This is a genomic window from Pseudonocardia aurantiaca (assembly GCF_039526725.1).
Lineage (GTDB): Bacteria > Actinomycetota > Actinomycetes > Mycobacteriales > Pseudonocardiaceae > Pseudonocardia > Pseudonocardia aurantiaca.
Genome location: NZ_BAAAJG010000011.1, coordinates 21907 through 40818 on the forward strand (window position 1 = coordinate 21907; position 18912 = coordinate 40818).

Here is an 18912-nt window from a genome sequence, read left to right on the forward strand (position 1 = left end):
GGGGTCGGCGCGTGATCAAACCCGTCTCATGTCGATCTCGCGCGCGCGCCGTCCCTGCCTGGACGCGTATGTGTGTGCAGAGCCTGGTCGGGGCCGCCGCGCCGGGTGCGCCGGCCGCTTTGGCGTCAGACTGGAGTCGTGCCCGAGTTGCCCGAGGTGGAGAGCGCGCGTCAGGCGCTGGAGGCCGCGCTGGACCGGGAGATCCGCGCCATCGACGACAACGACGAGTGGGTCTGCCGGCCCCACCGGCCGGGCGACATCGCACGTGCCCTCGTCGGTGGCCGCCTGGTGGCCGCGCACCGGCGCGGCAAGACGATCTGGTGCGAGACCGTCGGGCGCGACGGCGAGCCGGGCCCGCACCTCGGCATCCACCTCGGGATGGGCGGGCGGATCATCGTCACCGGTCCCGACGGCGAACACAGCGGCGAACACAGCGGCGAACACAGCGGCGGCGAGCTCGTGCGCCCCGACCGCACCCCGTTCAAGGCCGAGTGGGACCGCTTCACGATGGTGTTCGCCGACGGCGGGCGGCTACGCCTGTTCGACAAGCGCCGGCTCGGGCGGGTCCGGTTGGAGCCCGACCTCTCCGCGCTCGGCCCGGACGCCGAGATGATCAGCCGTGCCGAGTTCCGCGAGCGTGTGGGCCGGAGCCGGGCGCCGGTGAAGGCGCGCCTGCTGGACCAGTCCGTGCTCGCGGGGGTGGGCAACCTGCTCGCCGACGAGACGCTGTGGCAGGCGGCCGTGTCGCCGTCCGTGCCCGCCGACGAGCTGGACGACGGCGCGCTCGACCGGCTGCACGACGCGCTGGCCCGCTCGCTGAAGGTTGCGATCGCGGGCGGCGGCGTGCACACCGGCGAGGTGATCCCGTTCCGGCACGCCGAGGCGTTCTGCCCGCGGTGCGGGGCGCCGATGGTGACCGGCAAGGTCGGTGGCCGCACGACGTGGTGGTGCTCGCAGGAGCAGTCCCACACCGCCTGAGCGGGTACGCCCGACCAGGCTCTGCACACAGATACGCACCACGGCGGCGCGCGGCGCGTCAGATTCACACCAGAGCTTTTGGATCTTGGCGGATCAGCCCCTGTGTGCATCTGACGACGCGACTGGCCGGGTGCTGGACGCGTATGTGTGTGCAGAGCCTGGGGCACCTCGGAGGCGCGGGCACGGCACGCCCGAGCGCGATGCTGCGCACCGGGTGGCCGATGCCGCGCGGGACGCGGCAGCCGCGGTGGACCCGGCAGGCCGGTCAGCCGCCTGACGTCTCGGTCACCAGCCGCCGCGACCGCCACCAGCTCCACACCGTCACACACACGGCGAGCCATGCCCCACCGACGAGCCATCCGGCCAAGACGTCGCTGAACCAGTGCACACCGAGGTAGACGCGGGTGAGCCCGACGGCGATCACCCAGGCCGCGGCCACGGCCACCATCGCCACCCGGGCCGCCGTTCCGCGGCCGGGCCACGCGAGCACGACGATCGTGCCGACGACGATGATCGACATCGTCGCATGGCCGGAGGGCAGCGACTCGTTCGCGACGGCCACCAGCCGGTTGTCGACTGGTGGCCGCGGCCGATTCAGCAGGTTCTTGAGCCCGTCGAACAGTGCGAAACCGCCGCCCATCGCCGCGATGGCGAGGACGGCGTCCGCGCGCCGCCCGACGTACCAGCACCAGACCGCGACGGCCACCGCGAGCACGGCCATCGCGACGGTGCCGCCGATGTTGGTGACGGCCACGGCGAGCGCGGTCAGCCCGCTGCTGCGCGCCTCCACCGACTCGTCGAGCAGCTGCGCGTCCGCTTGGGCGGGCCCGACCCCGGTGAAGGCCGCGACGAGCCCACCCGCGGCGGCGAGCGCGAGCACCACGGCGACCACGGCGTCCCGCACCGGCCGGGGACGGGGGAGGGCGGGCGGCGCCGTCAGCCCGGCGGGCGCGTGCTCCACGCCGTCGGCTGTGCGGTCCTTGTCCTCGTTGTTGTGCAGTGTGGATCTCCCCATCGGTCAGGCAGTGTGGCGGCCTCGCCACTCCCGGTACAGACGCACCAACGCCGCCGTGGAGGGGTCGAGTCCCGTGCTGTCCGCGTCGGCCGCCGCGAGCACGGGCGCGAGCTGCTTGGCGAGCACCTTGCCCAGCTCGACGCCCCACTGGTCGAACGAGTCGATGCCCCAGATCGTGCCTTCCACGAAGGTCACGTGCTCGTAGAACGCGATGAGCTGGCCCAGCGCGGACGGCGTCAGCTTGGGCGCGAGGATCGTCGACGACGGCCGGTTGCCGGGCATCACCTTGTGCGGCACGACGTCGGCGGGTGTGCCCTCCGCGGCGATCTCCTCGGCCGTCTTGCCGAATGCGAGCGCGGAGGTCTGGGCGAACAAGTTGGACATGAGCAGGTCGTGCATGTCCCCCTCACCATCGACCTCCACCACGTGGATCGGCTCGGCGAAGCCGATGAAGTCAGCGGGGACGAGCCGCGTCCCCTGGTGCAGGAGCTGGTAGAAGGCGTGCTGGCCGTTGGTGCCCGGCTCGCCCCAGAAGATCTCGCCGGTGACCGTGGTGACGGGGGTGCCGTCGCCGCGCACCGACTTGCCGTTGCTCTCCATCGTCAGCTGCTGCAGGTAGGCGGGGAGCCGGTGCAGGTACTGGCTGTAGGGGAGCACAGCGTGGGTCTCCGCGCCGAAGAAGTTGACGTACCAGATGTTCAGCAGCCCCGCGATCGCCGGGAGGTTCTCCTCGAGCGGCGCCGTGCGGAAGTGCCGGTCCATCTCGTACATGCCGCCCAGGAACTCGCCGAACCGCTCCCGGCCGATCGCGACCATGAGGGAGAGCCCGATCGCGGAGTCGAGGGAGTACCGCCCGCCGACCCAGTCCCAGAAGCCGAACATGTTGGCCTCGTCGATGCCGAACGCGCTGACCTCCTTCGCGTTCGTCGACACCGCGACGAAGTGCTTGGCGACGGCGGCCTCGTCGCCCAGCGCGTCGACCAGCCACTTCCGCGCGACCCGGGCGTTCGTCAGGGTCTCCAGCGTGGTGAACGTCTTGGACGACACGATGAACAGCGTGGTCGCGGGGTCGAGGTCGAGGGTGGCCTCGGTGATGTCTGTCGGGTCGATGTTCGACACGAACCGGCAGACGAGATCCCGCTGGGAGTACGCCTTCAGGGCCTCGTAGGCCATCACCGGGCCGAGGTCGGAGCCGCCGATCCCGATGTTGACGACCGCCCGGATCCGCTCGCCGGTGTACCCGGTCCACGATCCGGACCGCACGGCGTCGGTGAACTCGCCCATGCGGTCGAGCACGGCATGCACGTCGGGGGCGATGTCCTGGCCGTCCACCGCGAGGGCCGTGGCGCGGGGCGCGCGCAGCGCGGTGTGCAGGACGGCCCGGTCCTCGCTCGTGTTGATGTGCTCCCCGGCGAACATCGCCTCGGTGCGCTCGGGCAAGCCCGCCCGGCGGGCCAGCGCGGTGAGCAGCGGCAGCGTGTCGCGGGTGATGCGGTTCTTGGAGTAGTCGAGAACCAGGTCGACGGCGGAGGCGGTCAGGGCGGTGGCGCGCTCCGGGTTGTCGGCGAAGAGCTGGCGCAGGTGCAGGCCCGCGATGGCCGCGTGGTGCTCGGCGAGGGCCGACCACTCGGAGGTGCTGGTGATGTCGGAGGTGGACACGCGGCCATCCTGCCCGGTCCCCGGCCGTGGCGCGGTCCAGGGCGCTCCTCAGGTCGCGCTCGGTCCCGGGGTGTGTCCGTGCGTGGACGCCGCGTGCTCGATGTCGGCGGTGCGCTCCCACAGGGCGATGCCGCCGAGCAGCCCCGAGATGTTCGGCACGAGCGTCCGGTTGGGGCCGAGCTTGTCGGCGTCGAGCTTCTTCGCGTTGCCGCCACCGATGTAGAGGTGGTCGGGAAGCACCATCGCCTCGAACGCGTCCAGCGCGTCCAGCACCCGGTCGCGCCAGGTGTCCTTGCCGACCTTCTGGCGCTCGTTGTCGCCGCAGGCCACCTCGATGGAATGGCCGTGGCCGAAGCGGCCGTGTGACAGCTCCATGTGCGGTAGCAGCTCCCCGTCGAAGAACACCGCGCAGCCGACGCCCGTGCCGAGGGTGATCACCAGCTCCATGCCGTGACCGGAGATCACGGCGGCGCCCTGCACGTCGGCGTCGTTGGCCACCCGGGTCGGTTTGCCGAAACGCCCGGCGAGCGCCGTCTCCAGCTCGAAGTCCGCCCAGAGCGCGACCAGGCCCGGATCCTTCGGCCGGCCCGGCGCGGGACGGGCAAACGCAGTGACGTCACGGACCCGGCCCTTCCGGATGGCGCCGGGGAAGCCGACGGAGACCCGGTCGTAGACAGGCTGGGTGGCGGCCAGCGCCGCTAGCTCGTCGAGGAGCACCGGCGGGGTACACGGGTAGGGCGTCGCGCGGCGGTTGCGGTCGGACACCATCCGCCCGTCGGGTGCCAGCACCACGGCCTTCAGGCCCGAGCCGCCGATGTCGATCGCCAGCGTGCGCGGTCCGTCCATCGCTCCGGGCCCTCCTCGTTCGTTCTCTAGCCCACCCGCGGAACCTTATGCGGGAGCGGTGGCAGCCGCACATCCGCAGGTCGGCGCAGGTTCTCCGGGAGGCGGTCGGCGCGCAGCAGGCGGAGCGCGAAGCAGCAGAGCACGACGAGCCCACGCATTCGGTCTGTCCAGCCGGATGTTCTGTTCCGCGTCCACATCGGCGACCAGATCGGCACGGCAGGCTCCTCCCCATGGTGGGTCGGCGGATCGGTACGGGCGGCCGCTCGAGCCGACCCCTTCGCCCGACGGCGGCCGCCCCCGGCCCGTCGTCCGGCCACGGCTCACGCCCCGCCCGTACCAATCTCGCCCCGCCGCACCGGATCGCTCCCCATGGCGCGGCCCGACCAGCATCTCGGGCCCGACGGCCATGCGGCACTGTGCTGGCCGCCGTCCGGGGGTGTGGGCAGCACCCCCTCCGGCCCGGAGGCTGCGCTGGTGAGGCGGCGGAGATGTGGAAGCAGGTCCTGCCCGCGTGACGGGTCAGCGCGCTGGGATGGCCCCGTCCTTCGGCAGGACGGGCAGATCCACCGGCACCGTGTCGGGGTAGATCAGCCCGGTGCCGGTGTTCAGCACCACCACGTCCTCGCTGCCGTCGAGCCAACCCGCCTCCCGCAGCTGCGCCACCGCGGCGAAGCAGGCCGCTCCCTCGGGGCACACCCACGTGCCCTCGTCGCGGGCGAGCGCGGCCTGCGCGGCGAGCAGGTCCTCGTCGGTGACGGCGACGGCGGTGCCGCCGGTCGAGCGCACGGCGTCGAGGACGAGGAAGTCGCCGAGCGCCTTCGGCACCGTGATCCCGAACGCGACGGTGTGCGCGTTCGCGGGCGGGGTGCTCTCGTCGAGGCCTGCGTGGAAGGCGTCGACGATGGGAGCGCAGCCGGTTGCCTGCACCGCGACGAGCCGGGGCAGGTCGCCGGTCAGCCAGCCAAGTTCCTGCAGCTCCAGCAGCGCCTTGTGGATCGCGATGATCCCGACGCCGCCGCCCGTGGGGTAGAGGATGACGTCGGGGGCGCGCCACCCGAGCTGCTCGACGATCTCGTAGCCCATCGTCTTCTTGCCCTCGATGCGGTACGGCTCGCGCAGCGTCGAGGTGTCCTGCACGCCGGGCCGCTGCGCGACGGCCGCCGCGATGAGCCGCCCGGCGTCGCCGATGAGGCCGTCGACGAGGTGCAGTTCCGCGCCGGAGACGACGCACTCGCGCCGGGTGATCACGGGGGCGTCCACGGGCATCGCGATCAGCGCGCTCAGCCCGGCACGCGCGGCGTAGCAGGCCCAGGCGGCGCCGGCGTTGCCGTTGGTGGGCATGGCGATCCCGGCGACGCCCAGCTCGGCGGCCCGGGAGACGCCGACCGCCGCCCCGCGCGCCTTGAACGCCCCCGTCGGCACGAGGCCCTCGTCCTTCATCCGGAGGCCGGGCACACCGAGGCGGGCGCCGTGGCGGGGGAGGTCGAGCAGGGGCGTCATGCCCTCCCCGAGCGTGACGACGTGCGCGGGGTCCCGCACCGGCAGCAGCTCGTGGTAGCGCCACAGGTCGGGCGCTCGGGTGCCGATCTCCGCGGGCGTCACCGTGGCGGCGGCGCGTTCCAGGTCGTAGCGGGCGAGCAGCGGGGCACCGAGTGGGGAGGTGCCCTGCACGACGTCCGCGTCATGGCGCGAGCCGTCGCGGGAGCACTCGAGATGCGAGAGCGTGGAGTACACGGGGGATGGTAAGCCGGCGGAGCTTGCGGAGTCGGCGGGGTGGGTGAGGGGAGTCGTTGAGGCGGCGGGCGCCGCTGCAAGTGCCACGACGGCAGGCAAACCCGCACGGGCGGCCGCGTCAATGCCACCGCCTGCGCCAGTGGTGATCCTCACCGGGGCCCTCAGCCAGAACGTCACTGCGGGCGAGCGTCCGGCTACCGTTCGTCGCGCGCTCGTCGCGTTGGGCCGACTGCTCGCCGCCCAGAGCCGGTCGGCCGCCGCCGGATCATCCGATTGAACGTGATCATGTCCACTCGTCCGATTGACTGCTCACGCAGCGGATCGATCCGCTTACCCACCGTTCCGGAGGTGCTTCCATGAACCGACCGCTCCCGCCGCCGGCCCGTGACTGGGCGCTGCTGCTCGTGCGTGTGCTCATCGGCGTCGTGATGTTCGCCCACGGCTACCAGAAACTCGTGATCAACGGGATCGGCCGCACCACCGACGGCTTCGAGAACCTGAGCATCCCGCTCGCCATCGTCTCCGCCTCCTTCGTCACGGTGGTCGAGTTCGCCGCGGGTGCGCTGCTCATCATCGGTGCGTTGACGCCGGTCGCATGCGGGCTGATGCTCGTGATCATGGTCGGCGCAGCCGTGTTCGTGCACATCCCCAACGGGATCTTCATCACGGACGGTGGGTGGGAGCTGGTCGGCGTGATCGGAGCGGGCCTCATCGCGCTGGCGGCGGTCGGCCCGGGCAAGTTCAGCGTCGACCACGTCGTACGCGGCCGGCAGTCACAGCTCGAGCGTGAGCTCGAAAGGGTCACGTCGCGCTAGGTTTTTTTACTGGGCGCGGCCCCATGGCAGGTGGTTGAACAGCAGGTTCAGCAGGAACGCCACGATCACGCACGAGGTGATCGACGAGCCGATGATGATCTCGATCGTGGCGGGCACCTGTCGGTAGAAGTTCGGCGCCACCACCGGCAGCATCCCCACGCCGAGCGACACGGCCACGATCATGAGGTTGTGGGTGCCCTCGAACCGCACCTTGTGCAGGGTGCGGATGCCCACCGCCGTCACCGTCGCGAACATGACGAGACCGGCTCCGCCCACCACGGGCCCGGGTAGCGATGCGACCACCTCACCGAACTTCGGCACGAGCCCCAGCAGCAGGAGCACCCCGCCCGCCACGGCCGGCACGAACCGGCTGCGCACCCGCGTGAGCTGCACGAGACCGACGTTCTGGGCGAAGATCGTGTCGGGGAACGAGTTCAGGGTCCCGCCGAGCACCCCGGAGAAGCCGTCCGCCGCGAGGCCTCGCGCGATCCGGGCGGGGGAGAGCCGCTCGCCGGTCATCTCGCTGATCGCGAGCATGTCGGCCGTCGACTCCGCGAAGATCACCAGCATCACCACGCACATGGAGACGACCCCGGCGACCGGGAACTCCGGCGCCCCGAACAGGAACGGCGGGGCCACGCCGAACCAGGGTGCGCTCGCCACCCCGGAGAAGTCGGTAAGGCCCATCGGGATCGCCACGAGCGCCCCGACGACCAGCCCGGTGAGCACGGCGATCTGGCCGAGGAACCCGCGGACGAACCGCGTGATCAGGATGATCACCAGCACGATCCCGGCGGCGAGCCCGAGCCCGGCCAGGTTCCCGTAGCCGGGTGCCGTCGGGTCGTTGCCGGCGATGAGCCCGGCGGCCGCGGATATGAGCGAGAGCCCGATGATCGTGATGACGCTGCCGGTCACCACCGGCGGGAAGAACCGGATGATCTTCGAGAACGGCACCGCGATCAGCATCCCGAACACCCCGGAGACGATCATCGAGCCGTACACGCCCGGAAGGCCGAAGTTCTGCCCGATGAGGATCATCGGCGTCACCGCCGCGAACGTGGCGCCGGTGACCACCGGCAGCCGCACGCCGAGGATCTTGCCGACCCCGAGGGTCTGGATCAGCGTGATGATCCCGGCCACAACCAGGTCGGCGTTGACGAGCAGGCCGATCGTGCGGGTATCCAGACCGAGCGCGCTGCCGACGATGAGCGGCACGGCGACGCAACCCGCGTACATGACGAGCACGTGCTGCAGCCCGAGCACCAGTAGCCGCCCGGCCGGGGGCACCTCGTCGACCGGGCTCGTCACATCGGGGCGGGGCGTCGGCGTCTCGCTCATGCTCGGACGGTAGTTCGCGCGTCGCCTCCCAATGACACGAGCGGTGCTGAGGCGTGGTGGGAAGATCCTGCGGTGGTCCGGCTGACACGGGAGCAGAGCAGGCAGCGCACACGGGAGCGACTGCTGGCGGCCGCCGCCGACCTGTTCACCGAGCGCGGCGTCACCGGCACCTCGGTGGAGCAGGTGGCTGAGCGGGCCGGTTTCACCCGCGGAGCGTTCTACGGCAACTTCGCCGACCGGGACGGTCTCGTGACCGAGCTGCTGCGCCTGCGCACCGAGCGCGAGCTCGCGGAGGTGCGTGCGCTGGCCGCCGGCTCGTACGGCCAGACCAGGGACGCGCTGGCGGCGTGGCACCGCGACCGCGCCGAGCACGCGGGCGACTGGCTGCGGCTGCGCACGGAGCTGTGGCTGCACGCGCTGCGCAATCCGGCGATCCTGCCCGCCGTCGCCGAGCGGGAGCGGTTCGCGCGGGGCGCGCTCGCCGACGCGATCGCTCGCGAGCTGGCTGAGCGGGGCGTGCGGCCGCCCGCGGACCCAGCGTTCCTCGGACTGGTCGTCCACGCTCTGGAGGACGGGCTGCTGATCCAGCGGCTGCTCTGCCCGGAGGGCACCCGGGAGGAGGTGGTCGTGGATGCGACGGACCTGCTCCTGCGCGCGTTCACGGCCCTCGCTCGGGAAGAAGATATGCAGTAGTGCATCCAGATCCAGGTGCGTATCTTCGGTCGCCGGAAAAGGAGGTGCCAGGATGCTGCGCCATGTCACGGCCATCCGTTACGTCACACCGCTGCGTGAGGGCGGGTCGCTGCCGGGCCTCATGGAGGCCGATGACCTCGGCACGTACGTGGTCAAGTTCCACGGGGCCGGGCAGGGCCGGAAGGTGCTCGTCGCGGAGATCGTCTCCGGTGAGCTGGCGCGCGGCCTCGGGCTGCCCGTCCCCGAGCTGGTGACGGTGGAGCTCGACCCGGCGCTCGGGGCGTCCGAGCCCGACCAGGAGGTGCAGGAGCTGCTGCGCGCCAGTCCGGGGATGAACCTGGGCATGGACTTCCTGCCCGGCGCGCTCGACCTCGACACCAAGGCCTTCCCGGTCGACCCGGCCTTCGCCGGGCGCGTGATGTGGTTCGACGCGCTCGTCGGCAACGTCGACCGCTCGTGGCGCAACACCAACATGCTGTTCTGGCACGGCTCGCCGTACCTCATCGACCACGGCGCCACCCTGACGTTCCAGCACGCCTGGTCGGCGGCCGAGGGGTGGGTGGGCCGCGCGTACGCCGCCGAGGATCACGTCCTGCTCGGCTGCCATCCCGATCTCGACGCCGCCGACGCGGCACTCGCGCCGCTGGTCACCCCGGAGCTGCTGCGCGCGGCCGTCGACGCGGTGCCGGACCGCTGGCTCGCGGACGAGCCCGGCTTCGACGGGCCGGACGCCGTGCGCGCAGCGTTCGTCGCGCAGCTGCTGGCCCGCCGGGACGCACGCGAGGCGTGGCTGCCCGGTGTGCGGGCGGCGGTGGCAGCGCGGGCCGAGGGTGCGGAGCCGCCGGACACGCGCGGGCGCAAGCTGCCCTTCTGGGTTGCGGAGGGCCGGACATGAGCCAGCGACACCCCTTCGAGTACGCGCTGCTGCGGGTCGTGCCGCGCATCGAGCGCGGCGAGGCCATCAACGCCGGTGTGCTGATCTACAGCAGGCCGCTCGACTTCCTCGGCGCCCGTGTGTACCTCGACGTGCCGCGGCTGCGCGCACTCGACCCGGACGCCGACGACGTCGTGATCGGGCGTGCGCTCGACTCCGTGGTGGCGCAGTGCGGCGACGGGCGCACCGAGGCCGCCCGCTACGCGGGCCCGGCGGGTGAGGAGGACCGCGGCCGGCGCTTCCGCAGGCTCACCGCTCCACGCAGCACCATCGTGCAGGCGGGGCCGGTGCACACCGGTCTCACCGGCGACCCAGTCGCGGAGCTGGAGCACCTGCTGGACGCGCTCGTGCTGCCGCTCCGCCGCGGTCAGATCGGCTGACCGACCCCGAGACTCATCGGTGGGGGTGGCCGGTGCGGGCCACGTCGATATTGGATGGGGTGATGACCGCCCGATCGACGGAGATCGTCGCCGTTCCGCCCGAACCGCTCACCCACTGGCTGCGCACCGTGGTGCCGCAGCTGCCCGTCGGGGACGGCCCGGTGGCGGTCGAGCGGATCTCCGGCGGACACTCGAACCTCACCTACCGGATCACCGACGCCGCCGGCGGGCGCTGGGCGCTGCGCCGCCCGCCCACCGGGATGGTGCTCGCCACCGCGCACGACATGAGCCGCGAGTGGCGGTTCATCAGCGCGCTCGCCGGCACGCCCGTGCCCGTGCCGCCGCCGGTGGCGTTCTGCGCCGACCCGGAGGTGATCGGCGCGCAGTTCTACCTGATGGAGTTCGTCGACGGAGACGTGCTGGGCGACGAGGCCTCCGGTCACCGGCTGGCCGCGGGGGAGTCCCGGCGCACGGCCGGCCTCGACGCCGTCGACGTGCTCGCGGACCTGCACGCCGTCGATCCCGACGCGGTAGGGCTCGGCGACCTGCGCCGCCCCGGCGGCTACCTGGACCGGCAGCTGCGGCGCTGGCACCGACAGGTGCACGAGTCCAGCGTGCCCGACCTCTCCGCGGTGGACACCGCACACGCCCGGCTGGTGGAACGGGCCGCCGCGCTCCCGCCGTCCGACGTCCGGATCGCGCACGGCGACTTCCGGCTGGGCAACCTCGCCGTCGGGCCGGACGGGCGGGTGCGCGCGGTGTTCGACTGGGAGCTGGCGGCGCTGGGCGACCCGCTCGCGGACCTCGGCTGGCTGATCGCCTCGTGGGGGCGTCCCGGCGACGAGGTGCTGCCGACGATCTCCGGTCCCAGCCTCGTCGACGGCTACGCCGACCGCGACGAGCTGGTGGCGCGCTACGTGCAGCGGTCCGGGCGCGACGTCGAGCATCTCGCCTTCTACGTGGCCTTCGCCCGCTGGCGCTCGGCGTGCATCGGCGCGGGCGTCTACAGCCGGTACGCGGGAGGCGTGATGGGCGTGCAGGAGGCGGACCAGGGGAGTGCCCGGCTGGAGGCGCTGCAGACCCAGGCCAGGGCGGCACTCGCCGCGCTGGACGAGTAGGCGCGTTCGCCTGAACGGATTGTCGCCGCTCGTGACGTTGCGCACGCCGGTCCCCTCATACCGGGACGGATCGGACAGCCCTCGTCGGCGTGCGCTGAATCATCGGGGGCGTGAGTGCAGACAAGCCCGTACTGCTGGTCGTCGTCGCGAGCACCCGGCCCGGCCGTGTCGGCCTGCCCGTCGCGCGCTGGTTCGCCGACTACGCCCGTCGGCACGGCGGGTTCGACGTCGAGGTCGCGGACCTCGCGGAGATCGACCTGCCGCTGATGGACGAGCCGAACCACCCGCGGCTGCGGGCGTACGTCCACGACCACACCCACCGGTGGAGCGCGGTGGTGGACCGTGCCGACGCCGTCGTCTTCGTGATGCCCGAGTACAACCACTCCTTCACCGCCCCGCTGAAGAACGCGATCGACTTCCTCTCCCAGGAGTGGAAGCACAAGCCGGTGGGCACTGTGAGCTACGGCGGCCTCAGCGCAGGTGCGCGGGCCGTCGAGGCGCTCAAGCCGGTGCTCGTCACGCTCTCGATGGTGCCCGTGAACGAGGCGGTGCTCGTCCCGTTCGTGGCGCAGCACGTGAGCGGCGAGGGCGAGGACCGCGTCTTCACGCCGAACGAGGAGATCGAGGTCGGCGGGAAGGACCTGCTCGACGCCCTCGCGACGTGGACGCCCGCGGCTCGCATGCTCCGCAGCGCCTGAGCCTCACTCAAGCATCGACCGTGGCGGCATCGACGTCGGCGGTGGAGAGGCGCACCGGCATCGCGTCGTAGCCGCGCAGCACGCGTGTGGGACGGCGGTGCGGCGCGCCGTCCAGCGCGAGGTCGGGGAAGCGGTCGAACAGCGCCCGCAGCCCCACCTCGCCCTCCATGCGCGCGAGGCCCGCTCCTAGGCAGAAGTGCGCCCCGCTGGAGAAGGCCAGGTGGTCGCCGGCGTTCGGGCGCATGACGTCGAAGCGGTTCGGGTCGCGGAAGACGGCGGGGTCCCGGTTGGCCCCGCCCAGCATGATCACGACCACCTGGCCGGCGCTGATCCGCTCGCCGGCGACCACCGTGTCGCGGTGCGCGATCCGCCCGGTCCGCTGCACGGGAGAGTCGACGCGCAGGACCTCGTCCACCGCGGCCGGCCACCGCTGCGGCTCGGCGCGCAGCAGGGCGAGCTGGTCGGGGTTCGAGGTGAGCAGGGCGACGCCGTTGCCGATGAGGTTGACCGTGGTCTCGAAGCCCGCGGCGAGCAGCAGCATCGCGATGCTGGTCAGCTCGTCCTCGGTCAGCCGGCCCTCCTCGCTCTGGGCGTGCACGAGCGTGGAGAGGATGTCCTCGCCCGGGTGGCGGCGGATCCGCTCGAAGTGCCCGCGCATCCAGTCCTGAAGCGCCGCGAGGTTGCGCTCCGAGCCGCGGAACTGCCGGAACGTGAGCCCGGCGTCGAGCGACAGCGCGCCGCCCGCGCCCCACTCCAGGAACTGCCTGCGCATCTCGACGGGGGCGCCGAGCATCTCGGCGATCACGGTGGCGGGCAGCAGGCTCGCGTAGTCGTCGATGAGGTCAGCACGACGCCCCTTGGCGGCCATCTCGTCGAGCAGGGCGGCGGCGATCTCCTCGGTGCGCGAGCGCAGCGCGGCCACCGCGCGGGCGCTGAACGCCCTGGTGACGAGCTTGCGGTAGCGAGTGTGGTCCGGCGGGTCGGTGGCGAGCATCGACGGCGGCTCGACCGGGCCCAGCGGGCCGCGGCCGCCGGCGCGCACGGCGTGGCGCAGCGCTGCGGGGGCGCGCCCGCTCGGCCCGCCGACCACGCCGAAGTCCGTGCTGCGCAGGATCGCGGTGCTGACGTCGTGGTGCGCGGTGTTGAGCACCAGCGTGTTGTCGACGAGCCGGCCCTGCTCGCGGAGCGAGTCGTAGTGCGCGAACGGGTCGGCGATCACGTCCGGGTCCATCATCAGCCGGGCCGTGAGGTCGCCTTCGCGCACCCGGCGCTCGACCGCGCGGCGGATCAGGCCGTGCCGCAGCCCCCACCGGATCGCCTGCCGTATTCCCGTCACCGCTGCCATCTCTGCGCCTCCCGATCGCGTCCCCGCCCGGACGCTACCGCTCGGTAACTGTGGTGGGCCAGAGCCCTCATGACGGTCTCAGCGGCGGAGCCCACGGGCGTCCGGTAGGACTGGGAGGGTGGATGAACCGCGGCTCCTGGCCGTCAGCGACCTGCACGTCCGCTACCCCGAGAACCGCGCGATCGTCGAGGAGCTACGGCCCACATCGGACGGTGACTGGCTGATCGTCGCCGGGGACGTCGCCGAGGAGGTCGGGGACGTCGCCTGGGCGCTGGGCGTGCTCCGGGAGCGCTTCGCGAAGGTGCTCTGGGTGCCCGGCAACCACGAGTTGTGGACGCGCACCAAGGACCCTGTGTCGCTGCGCGGCGAGCACCGCTACGAGCGGCTCGTCGAGGCCTGCCGCAGCCTCGACGTGCTCACCCCCGAAGACCCGTTCCCCGTATGGGACGGCGCGGGCGGCCCGGCCACCGTGGCCCTGCTCTTCACGCTGTACGACTACTCGTTCCTGCCCGACGGCACGTCGACCTCGGCCGACGGGCTCGCGGCGGCCTACCAGGCGGGGGTGGTGTGCACCGACGAGCACCTGCTGCACCCCGACCCCCACCCGGACCGGGCCGCGTGGTGCGAGGCGCGGATCGCCGAGTCCGAGCGCAGGCTCGCCACGTGCGACCCGGACCTGCCGACCGTGCTCGTCAACCACTGGCCACTCACCCGCCTCCCGACGCGGGTGCTGCGCCACCCGGAGTTCGCGCTGTGGTGCGGCTCGACGCGCACAGCGGAATGGCACGTCCGCTACCGGGCGAGCGCTGTCGTGTACGGGCACCTGCACATCCCACGCGTGACCTGGGAGAACGGCGTGCGGTTCGTCGAGGCGTCGCTCGGCTACCCGCGCGAGTGGAAGGCGCGCGACGAGCGCTTCGGCACCCACACCCCCGACCTGCTGCCGAAGCAGGTGCTCCCTGCGCCCGAATGACGACGGGCGGCCCGCCCACCTGGTGAACAGACCGCCCGTGCGGATGCCGCTGGTGTGCCGTCAGCCGCGGCTGCGAGCGCCGTAGCGGCGGCGGAACTTCTCGACCTGGCCCGCGGAGTCGAGCACGCGCGCCGCGCCCGTCCAGAACGGGTGGGAGTAGGCCGTCATGTCCACGCGGACCAGCGGATACGTGTCCCCGTCCGACCACTCGATCGTCTCGCGGGACGTCTCGGTGGAGCGGGTGAGGAACGAGTCGCCCGTGGACCGGTCCTGGTAGACGACGGGTCCGTAGGCGGGGTGGATGTCGGGGCGCATCGCGGCCTCCCTGGTCGCTGGAGTCTGTTACCGTCTGGCTTAACGAGAATGATTGTCGTTGTATTCCGGAGGTGGACGGTGCCAGACCCGGGTTTCACGGCGGTGGCCTGCTGGTCCGAAGGGTGTGGGAACGGCGATCCGGCGACCGTGGCCGAGGGACTGTTCGCCGCGCTGCGCCCTGTTGCCCGCGCACGTGCTCTCCCCTCACCGAAGTATGACGGCGGCGCCGCTCAACTGAGTGGTGGCGGAATCTTGGCGGACGTGGTCGTTCCTGCCACTCGTGTAGGCAGCGTCAGCCGCGCACCATCGATGGCATGAACGTGCTGTGGGTCTTCGCCCATCCGGAGCGCCGCTCCCTCAGCGGCTCGCCGACCGCGTCTTCGTCAAGGGCTTCGCCTACGGCGTGCGTGACCCGGACTCGTGCCGGACCCGCCGCTACGGCGACGGGCTGCTGCGCGGAAAGCGCGCGCTGGTCGTCGTGACGGCGGGCGCGCCCGAGCCGAGCCTCGGGCCGCGTGGCGTTAACGGGCACATCGACGAACTGCTGTTCCCGCTGCAGCACGGCACGCTCTTCTACACGGGCATGTCGGTGCTGCCGCCGTTCGTGGTGCCGGGCGCGGACCGCCTCTCCGTGGCGGAGTGCGCATGCACGACCACCGCGCTGCGGGAGCGGCTGCGGGCGCTCCCCACCGGCGCACCCATCCCGTTCCGCCACCAGGACGGCGGCGAGTACGACGAGGATCTCGTGCTGCGGCCCGGCGTCGCACCCGGCCGCTCGGGCCTCGGCGCGCATGTGGCCCGGCCGGCGGTGTCAGGCCCGGGCGGCGACTGACCTCTCCGGGCCCACCAGGTGCCCGAAGTGCTCGTCGCCCCACTCACTCAGCTCGCGCAGGGCCATGAGGAGTTGCTGGCCGCTGCGCGTGAGCGAGTACTCGACGCGCGGCGGAACCTCGTCGTAGGAGGTGCGCACGACGAGGCCGTGGGCCTCCATCTCCTTCAGCTGCTGGCTCAGCACCTTCTCGGTGACGCCCTCCAGCTCGCGCCGCAGCTGCCCGAAACGGGTGGGGCCTGACGTGCGAAGGGCGAGCAGGATCGGTGGCTTCCACTTGCCGCTGATGACGTGACGGGCGGCCGCCAGCCCGCAGTCGAAGCGTTCGGTCGGCACCGTTTCACACTATCCCGGCGGAAAGTGGGCACCAAGAAGTGCGTACTTGCCGGGTCGGGTGTGCGCGTCGAGATTGGGCACGTGCCAGAAACGACCATGGGCGGGCTGACTGTCCCGCTGCAGGGGCTCGGCTGCATGAAGATGACCGAGCCGCCCCGACCCGGCCGCGAGACCGCCGACGCCGTGATCGGGCGCGCGCTCGATCTCGGCGTCACCTTCCTCGACACCGCCGAGCTCTACGGGAACGGCCGCAACGAGGAGATCGTCGGGCGGGCGCTGGCCCACCGCCGCGGTGAAGTCGTGCTGGCCACGAAGGTGGGCGCGCGCTGGAAGGGCGACGGCGACGTGCAGCTGCGGGGCGACGCCGACTACGTGCGCAAAGCCTGCGACGCGAGCCTGCGCAGGCTCTGCACCGACGTCATCGACCTCTACTACCTGCACCGGCGCGACCCCGCCGTTCCGATCGAGGAGAGCGTCGGGGCGATGGCCGAGCTCGTCGCCGCGGGGAAGGTGCGCCACCTCGGGCTCTCCGAGGTCACCGCGGAGGAAGTCCGGGCTGGGCACGCCGTGCACCCGATCGCGGCGCTGCAGTCGTCGTGGTCGCTCGCCGTCCGCCGCGTCGAGGAGGTCGTTCCGGTGTGTGCCGAGCTCGGTGTGGGCCTGGTTCCGTACGGCCCGCAGGGCGCCGGGCTGTTCAACGCCGACCTGGAGACGGCGAACGCGCGCGTCGCCCAGGATGCGCCGGAGCATGCAGGCCTCCCGGCGCTGGTCCGGGACATCGCGCAGCGGCGTGGGCTGACGACCGGGCAGGTGGCGCTCGCGTGGGTGCAGCAGCGCGCCGACGTCTGGGGCGTGCCGGTCGTCCCGATCCCCGGCGCCACCCGCGTGCGTCATCTCGAGGAGAACGTCGCCGCGCTGGACGTCCGGTTGGACGCGGCTGAGCTGGCCCTGCTCGACCGCACCTCGCAACCCGTCCTGGAGGGATCCTGAGCACGTTCACCGCAGCCGAGGTGGAGTACCTGACCGGCCGGCGAGCTGACGGCTCGTGACGTGGCCTGACGCGGAGACGGTTACCGGATCGTGACCCCGCTTCGCCGCGCCGCGCGGGGGCGGGGGAGGATCGGGGACCGTGTCACGCTCCCCTCTCACCCGTTCCAGCCTGCGCCGCCCGGTCGCCGCGTCCGTGGGGCTGGTGGCGCTCCTGGGCGCCGTCGCCTGCGGTACGGGGTCCGCGCCGACTGACGAGCCCGCCCCGACGTCGGCGCCTGCCGCGGCCGACGGGCACGGGGGTCACGGAGCGCACGGGGGCGCGGGCGTCCCGTCGCCGACCCTGTACGCGGTACAGACGGGACCGCTCGGCGTGGTCGTCACCGACGGCTCCGGCCGCCTGATCTACCGGTCCGCCGCCGACTCGGCGAACCCGCCGACGTCGAACTGCACGGACGCCTGTGCCGAAACCTGGATCCCGATCGTCGCCGCGCCCGACCAGAAGCTCGACCTGGCTGGCGTCTCCAAGGACCTGGTTGGCCACCTCCAGCGCGCCGACGGCAGCACCCAGCTGACGCTCGCAGGCTGGCCGCTCTACCGCAACCGCGACGACGACGGCACCCTCTCGAACGCGGGCCACAATGGCGAGGACGGCACGTGGTTCGTGGTCAACCCGACCGGGGGACAGGCCGCGGCGCCGTGACCGATGAGTCCGGCGCCCGCCGGCAGTCGTATTGACATGCTCGTCATCGCAGGCCACCTGGTGGTCGACCCCGCCGACCGGGACCGCTACGTCGCCGACTGCGCCACCGTGGTGGAGGCCGCCCGCAAAGCGTCCGGCTGCCTGGACTTCGCCCTCACCGCCGACGCCCTCGACCCGGGGCGCGTGAACGTCTACGAGCGCTGGGAGTCCGACGAGGAACTGGAGGACTTCCGCGGCTCGGGCCTGGACGCGGGCACCGCCGCGCGCATCCTCGACGCCGATGTGCGGAAGTACCGGATCTCGGCCGTCGAGCCCGCCTGAGCCGGCCCTGGCTGACGAGGCTCGTCGCCAGGGGGCATGTGGGTGGTGGGCGATACCGGGAATGAACCAGTGACCTCTTCCATGTCAACGAAAATCAGGGCAGCGCCGGCAGCAGGGCGCCAACGGGGACACGTGCTGCTCCTCGCCGAGGCACCCCGCATCAGCTCGCTCTTGAACGCGAGGTCAGCCGGCTCCGCGCCGCTGGTGAAGCGGCTGCCCGGCGCGTAGCGTCACGATGGCGGGATGCACTGAAGCAGCGGCGGAGACCGATCGCGAGGTTGTCGGACATGACCCCTGACGAGGCCGCTGCCTTCCTCGCTGAGATCGGATTCGAAGATGTCGACCACTCGAACCGGTCCCTCACCGTCCACCTCATCGAGACCCAGCAACTGCTCGAGCGATGGGGCTGTCATGAGCGCGTCTCACGTGCCGGGCTGATCCACTCGATCTACGGCACCGACTACTTCCGACAGCAGTCGGTCGACCCCTCCGAGCGCGAGCGGATCTCGGCGTTGGCGGGCACGGAGGCCGAGCGGCTGGCCTATCTGTTCGGGGTCATGAAGCGGGACAGCTTCTATCGCAACTTCACTGCCGCGGATGGCCCGCCGATGGTCGTCGACCGCTTCAAAGGGGCGTCGATCCCCCTCACGGAACAGGAGTTGAGCGACCTCGCCCATATCGAGGTCGCGAACCGCCTCGAGCAACAGCCGCATATCCGCCCGCAGAAGCGCTACTTCCGCAGGGCGGAGCTTCATGCAATGTGCCCGCGCCTGAACCCGGCAGCACGGGCCGCCCTCGACGAGGCCTACGACCACCCTCCCGACGCCTGAACTTCCCTGGCTCTCGCCCCACGACACCGATCCGTCCGGCAGGGTGGCCGTCGACTCCATGACGG

The 18912-nt window shown here is 72.1% G+C and carries 21 protein-coding genes; 13 read left to right on the top strand and 8 right to left on the bottom strand.

Annotation, left to right across the window (positions count from 1 at the left end; translation table 11 throughout):
* The first annotated feature begins 138 nt into the window (after positions 1-138).
* Complete coding sequence (locus ABD143_RS17825; protein ID WP_343979201.1) at positions 139-978, top strand: Fpg/Nei family DNA glycosylase; 840 nt, start codon at positions 139-141, stop codon at positions 976-978.
* A gap of 265 nt (positions 979-1243) precedes the next feature.
* On the opposite strand, the gene ABD143_RS17830 is transcribed toward ABD143_RS17825, so the two are convergent.
* The 4 genes from ABD143_RS17830 to ABD143_RS17845 all read right to left on the bottom strand — a co-directional run bounded on the left by ABD143_RS17830 (position 1244) and on the right by ABD143_RS17845 (position 6232).
* Positions 1244-1993 (bottom strand): phosphatase PAP2 family protein, encoded by a 750-nt coding sequence (locus ABD143_RS17830; RefSeq protein WP_343979204.1) that lies wholly within the window; start codon positions 1991-1993, stop codon positions 1244-1246.
* A gap of 3 nt (positions 1994-1996) precedes the next feature.
* Positions 1997-3652 (bottom strand): glucose-6-phosphate isomerase, encoded by a 1656-nt coding sequence (pgi, locus tag ABD143_RS17835; RefSeq protein ID WP_343979207.1) that lies wholly within the window; start codon positions 3650-3652, stop codon positions 1997-1999.
* A gap of 48 nt (positions 3653-3700) precedes the next feature.
* Complete coding sequence (locus ABD143_RS17840) at positions 3701-4498, bottom strand: ROK family protein (RefSeq protein ID WP_343979210.1); 798 nt, start codon at positions 4496-4498, stop codon at positions 3701-3703.
* A 519-nt stretch (positions 4499-5017) separates the two neighbouring features.
* Positions 5018-6232 carry a threonine synthase gene (locus tag ABD143_RS17845; RefSeq protein ID WP_343979213.1) on the bottom strand — a complete coding sequence of 405 codons (1215 nt, stop codon included), beginning with the start codon at positions 6230-6232 and terminating at the stop codon, positions 5018-5020.
* Between the two features lie 356 nt (positions 6233-6588).
* On the opposite strand from ABD143_RS17845, the gene ABD143_RS17850 reads away from it, so the two are divergent.
* Entirely contained in the window at positions 6589-7047 is a 459-nt protein-coding gene (locus tag ABD143_RS17850; protein WP_343979217.1) for a DoxX family protein, read from the top strand.
* 6 nt (positions 7048-7053) lie between these two features.
* Here the strand turns inward: ABD143_RS17850 and ABD143_RS17855 are convergent, their stop codons facing one another.
* On the bottom strand, positions 7054-8385 hold the full coding sequence (locus tag ABD143_RS17855) for a nucleobase:cation symporter-2 family protein (protein ID WP_343979220.1): 1332 nt from the start codon (positions 8383-8385) through the stop codon (positions 7054-7056).
* Positions 8386-8457: 72 nt separating this feature from the next.
* Between ABD143_RS17855 and ABD143_RS17860 the strand changes: the two genes are divergently transcribed.
* The 5 genes from ABD143_RS17860 (at position 8458) to ABD143_RS17880 (ending at position 12208) form a co-directional block, all read left to right on the top strand.
* Entirely contained in the window at positions 8458-9078 is a 621-nt protein-coding gene (locus tag ABD143_RS17860) for a TetR/AcrR family transcriptional regulator (protein ID WP_343979222.1), read from the top strand.
* Positions 9079-9130: 52 nt separating this feature from the next.
* Positions 9131-9973: a HipA family kinase gene (locus tag ABD143_RS17865; protein WP_343979225.1), complete on the top strand. Its 843-nt coding sequence runs from the start codon at positions 9131-9133 to the stop codon at positions 9971-9973.
* Entirely contained in the window at positions 9970-10392 is a 423-nt protein-coding gene (locus tag ABD143_RS17870) for a DUF3037 domain-containing protein (protein ID WP_343979228.1), read from the top strand. The genes ABD143_RS17865 and ABD143_RS17870 overlap by 4 nt, the downstream gene beginning before the upstream one ends.
* Positions 10393-10454: 62 nt before the next feature.
* The gene (locus ABD143_RS17875; protein ID WP_343979231.1) at positions 10455-11510 is read left to right on the top strand and encodes a phosphotransferase family protein; all 1056 of its coding nucleotides are present in this window, start codon (positions 10455-10457) and stop codon (positions 11508-11510) included.
* 110 nt (positions 11511-11620) lie between these two features.
* A complete protein-coding gene (locus ABD143_RS17880) occupies positions 11621-12208 on the top strand; it encodes an NADPH-dependent FMN reductase (RefSeq protein ID WP_343979234.1) in 588 nt (195 codons plus the stop codon).
* Between the two features lie 7 nt (positions 12209-12215).
* Here the strand turns inward: ABD143_RS17880 and ABD143_RS17885 are convergent, their stop codons facing one another.
* On the bottom strand, positions 12216-13553 hold the full coding sequence (locus ABD143_RS17885) for a cytochrome P450 (RefSeq protein ID WP_343979237.1): 1338 nt from the start codon (positions 13551-13553) through the stop codon (positions 12216-12218).
* A 118-nt stretch (positions 13554-13671) separates the two neighbouring features.
* Here ABD143_RS17885 and ABD143_RS17890 point away from each other — a divergent pair, with 118 nt between their 5' ends.
* Complete coding sequence (locus tag ABD143_RS17890) at positions 13672-14526, top strand: metallophosphoesterase family protein (RefSeq protein WP_343979240.1); 855 nt, start codon at positions 13672-13674, stop codon at positions 14524-14526.
* Between the two features lie 60 nt (positions 14527-14586).
* On the opposite strand, the gene ABD143_RS17895 is transcribed toward ABD143_RS17890, so the two are convergent.
* Complete coding sequence (locus ABD143_RS17895; RefSeq protein WP_343979243.1) at positions 14587-14841, bottom strand: type B 50S ribosomal protein L31; 255 nt, start codon at positions 14839-14841, stop codon at positions 14587-14589.
* A 325-nt stretch (positions 14842-15166) separates the two neighbouring features.
* Here ABD143_RS17895 and ABD143_RS17900 point away from each other — a divergent pair, with 325 nt between their 5' ends.
* Positions 15167-15673 carry an NAD(P)H-dependent oxidoreductase gene (locus ABD143_RS17900; RefSeq protein WP_343979246.1) on the top strand — a complete coding sequence of 169 codons (507 nt, stop codon included), beginning with the start codon at positions 15167-15169 and terminating at the stop codon, positions 15671-15673.
* Here ABD143_RS17900 and ABD143_RS17905 read toward each other — a convergent pair.
* Positions 15653-16006 carry a winged helix-turn-helix transcriptional regulator gene (locus ABD143_RS17905; protein ID WP_343979249.1) on the bottom strand — a complete coding sequence of 118 codons (354 nt, stop codon included), beginning with the start codon at positions 16004-16006 and terminating at the stop codon, positions 15653-15655. The two genes, ABD143_RS17900 and ABD143_RS17905, sit on opposite strands and share 21 nt — an antisense overlap.
* An 81-nt stretch (positions 16007-16087) precedes the next feature.
* Here ABD143_RS17905 and ABD143_RS17910 point away from each other — a divergent pair, with 81 nt between their 5' ends.
* The 4 genes from ABD143_RS17910 to ABD143_RS17925 all read left to right on the top strand — a co-directional run bounded on the left by ABD143_RS17910 (position 16088) and on the right by ABD143_RS17925 (position 18847).
* The gene (locus ABD143_RS17910) at positions 16088-16996 is read left to right on the top strand and encodes an aldo/keto reductase (protein ID WP_343979252.1); all 909 of its coding nucleotides are present in this window, start codon (positions 16088-16090) and stop codon (positions 16994-16996) included.
* Between the two features lie 139 nt (positions 16997-17135).
* Positions 17136-17696, top strand: coding sequence for a hypothetical protein (locus tag ABD143_RS17915; protein ID WP_343979254.1), 561 nt, complete (start codon positions 17136-17138; stop codon positions 17694-17696).
* A 36-nt stretch (positions 17697-17732) separates the two neighbouring features.
* Complete coding sequence (locus ABD143_RS17920) at positions 17733-18017, top strand: putative quinol monooxygenase (RefSeq protein WP_343979257.1); 285 nt, start codon at positions 17733-17735, stop codon at positions 18015-18017.
* Positions 18018-18304: 287 nt separating this feature from the next.
* Complete coding sequence (locus ABD143_RS17925) at positions 18305-18847, top strand: DUF6817 domain-containing protein (RefSeq protein WP_343979260.1); 543 nt, start codon at positions 18305-18307, stop codon at positions 18845-18847.
* Positions 18848-18912 lie beyond the last annotated feature (65 nt).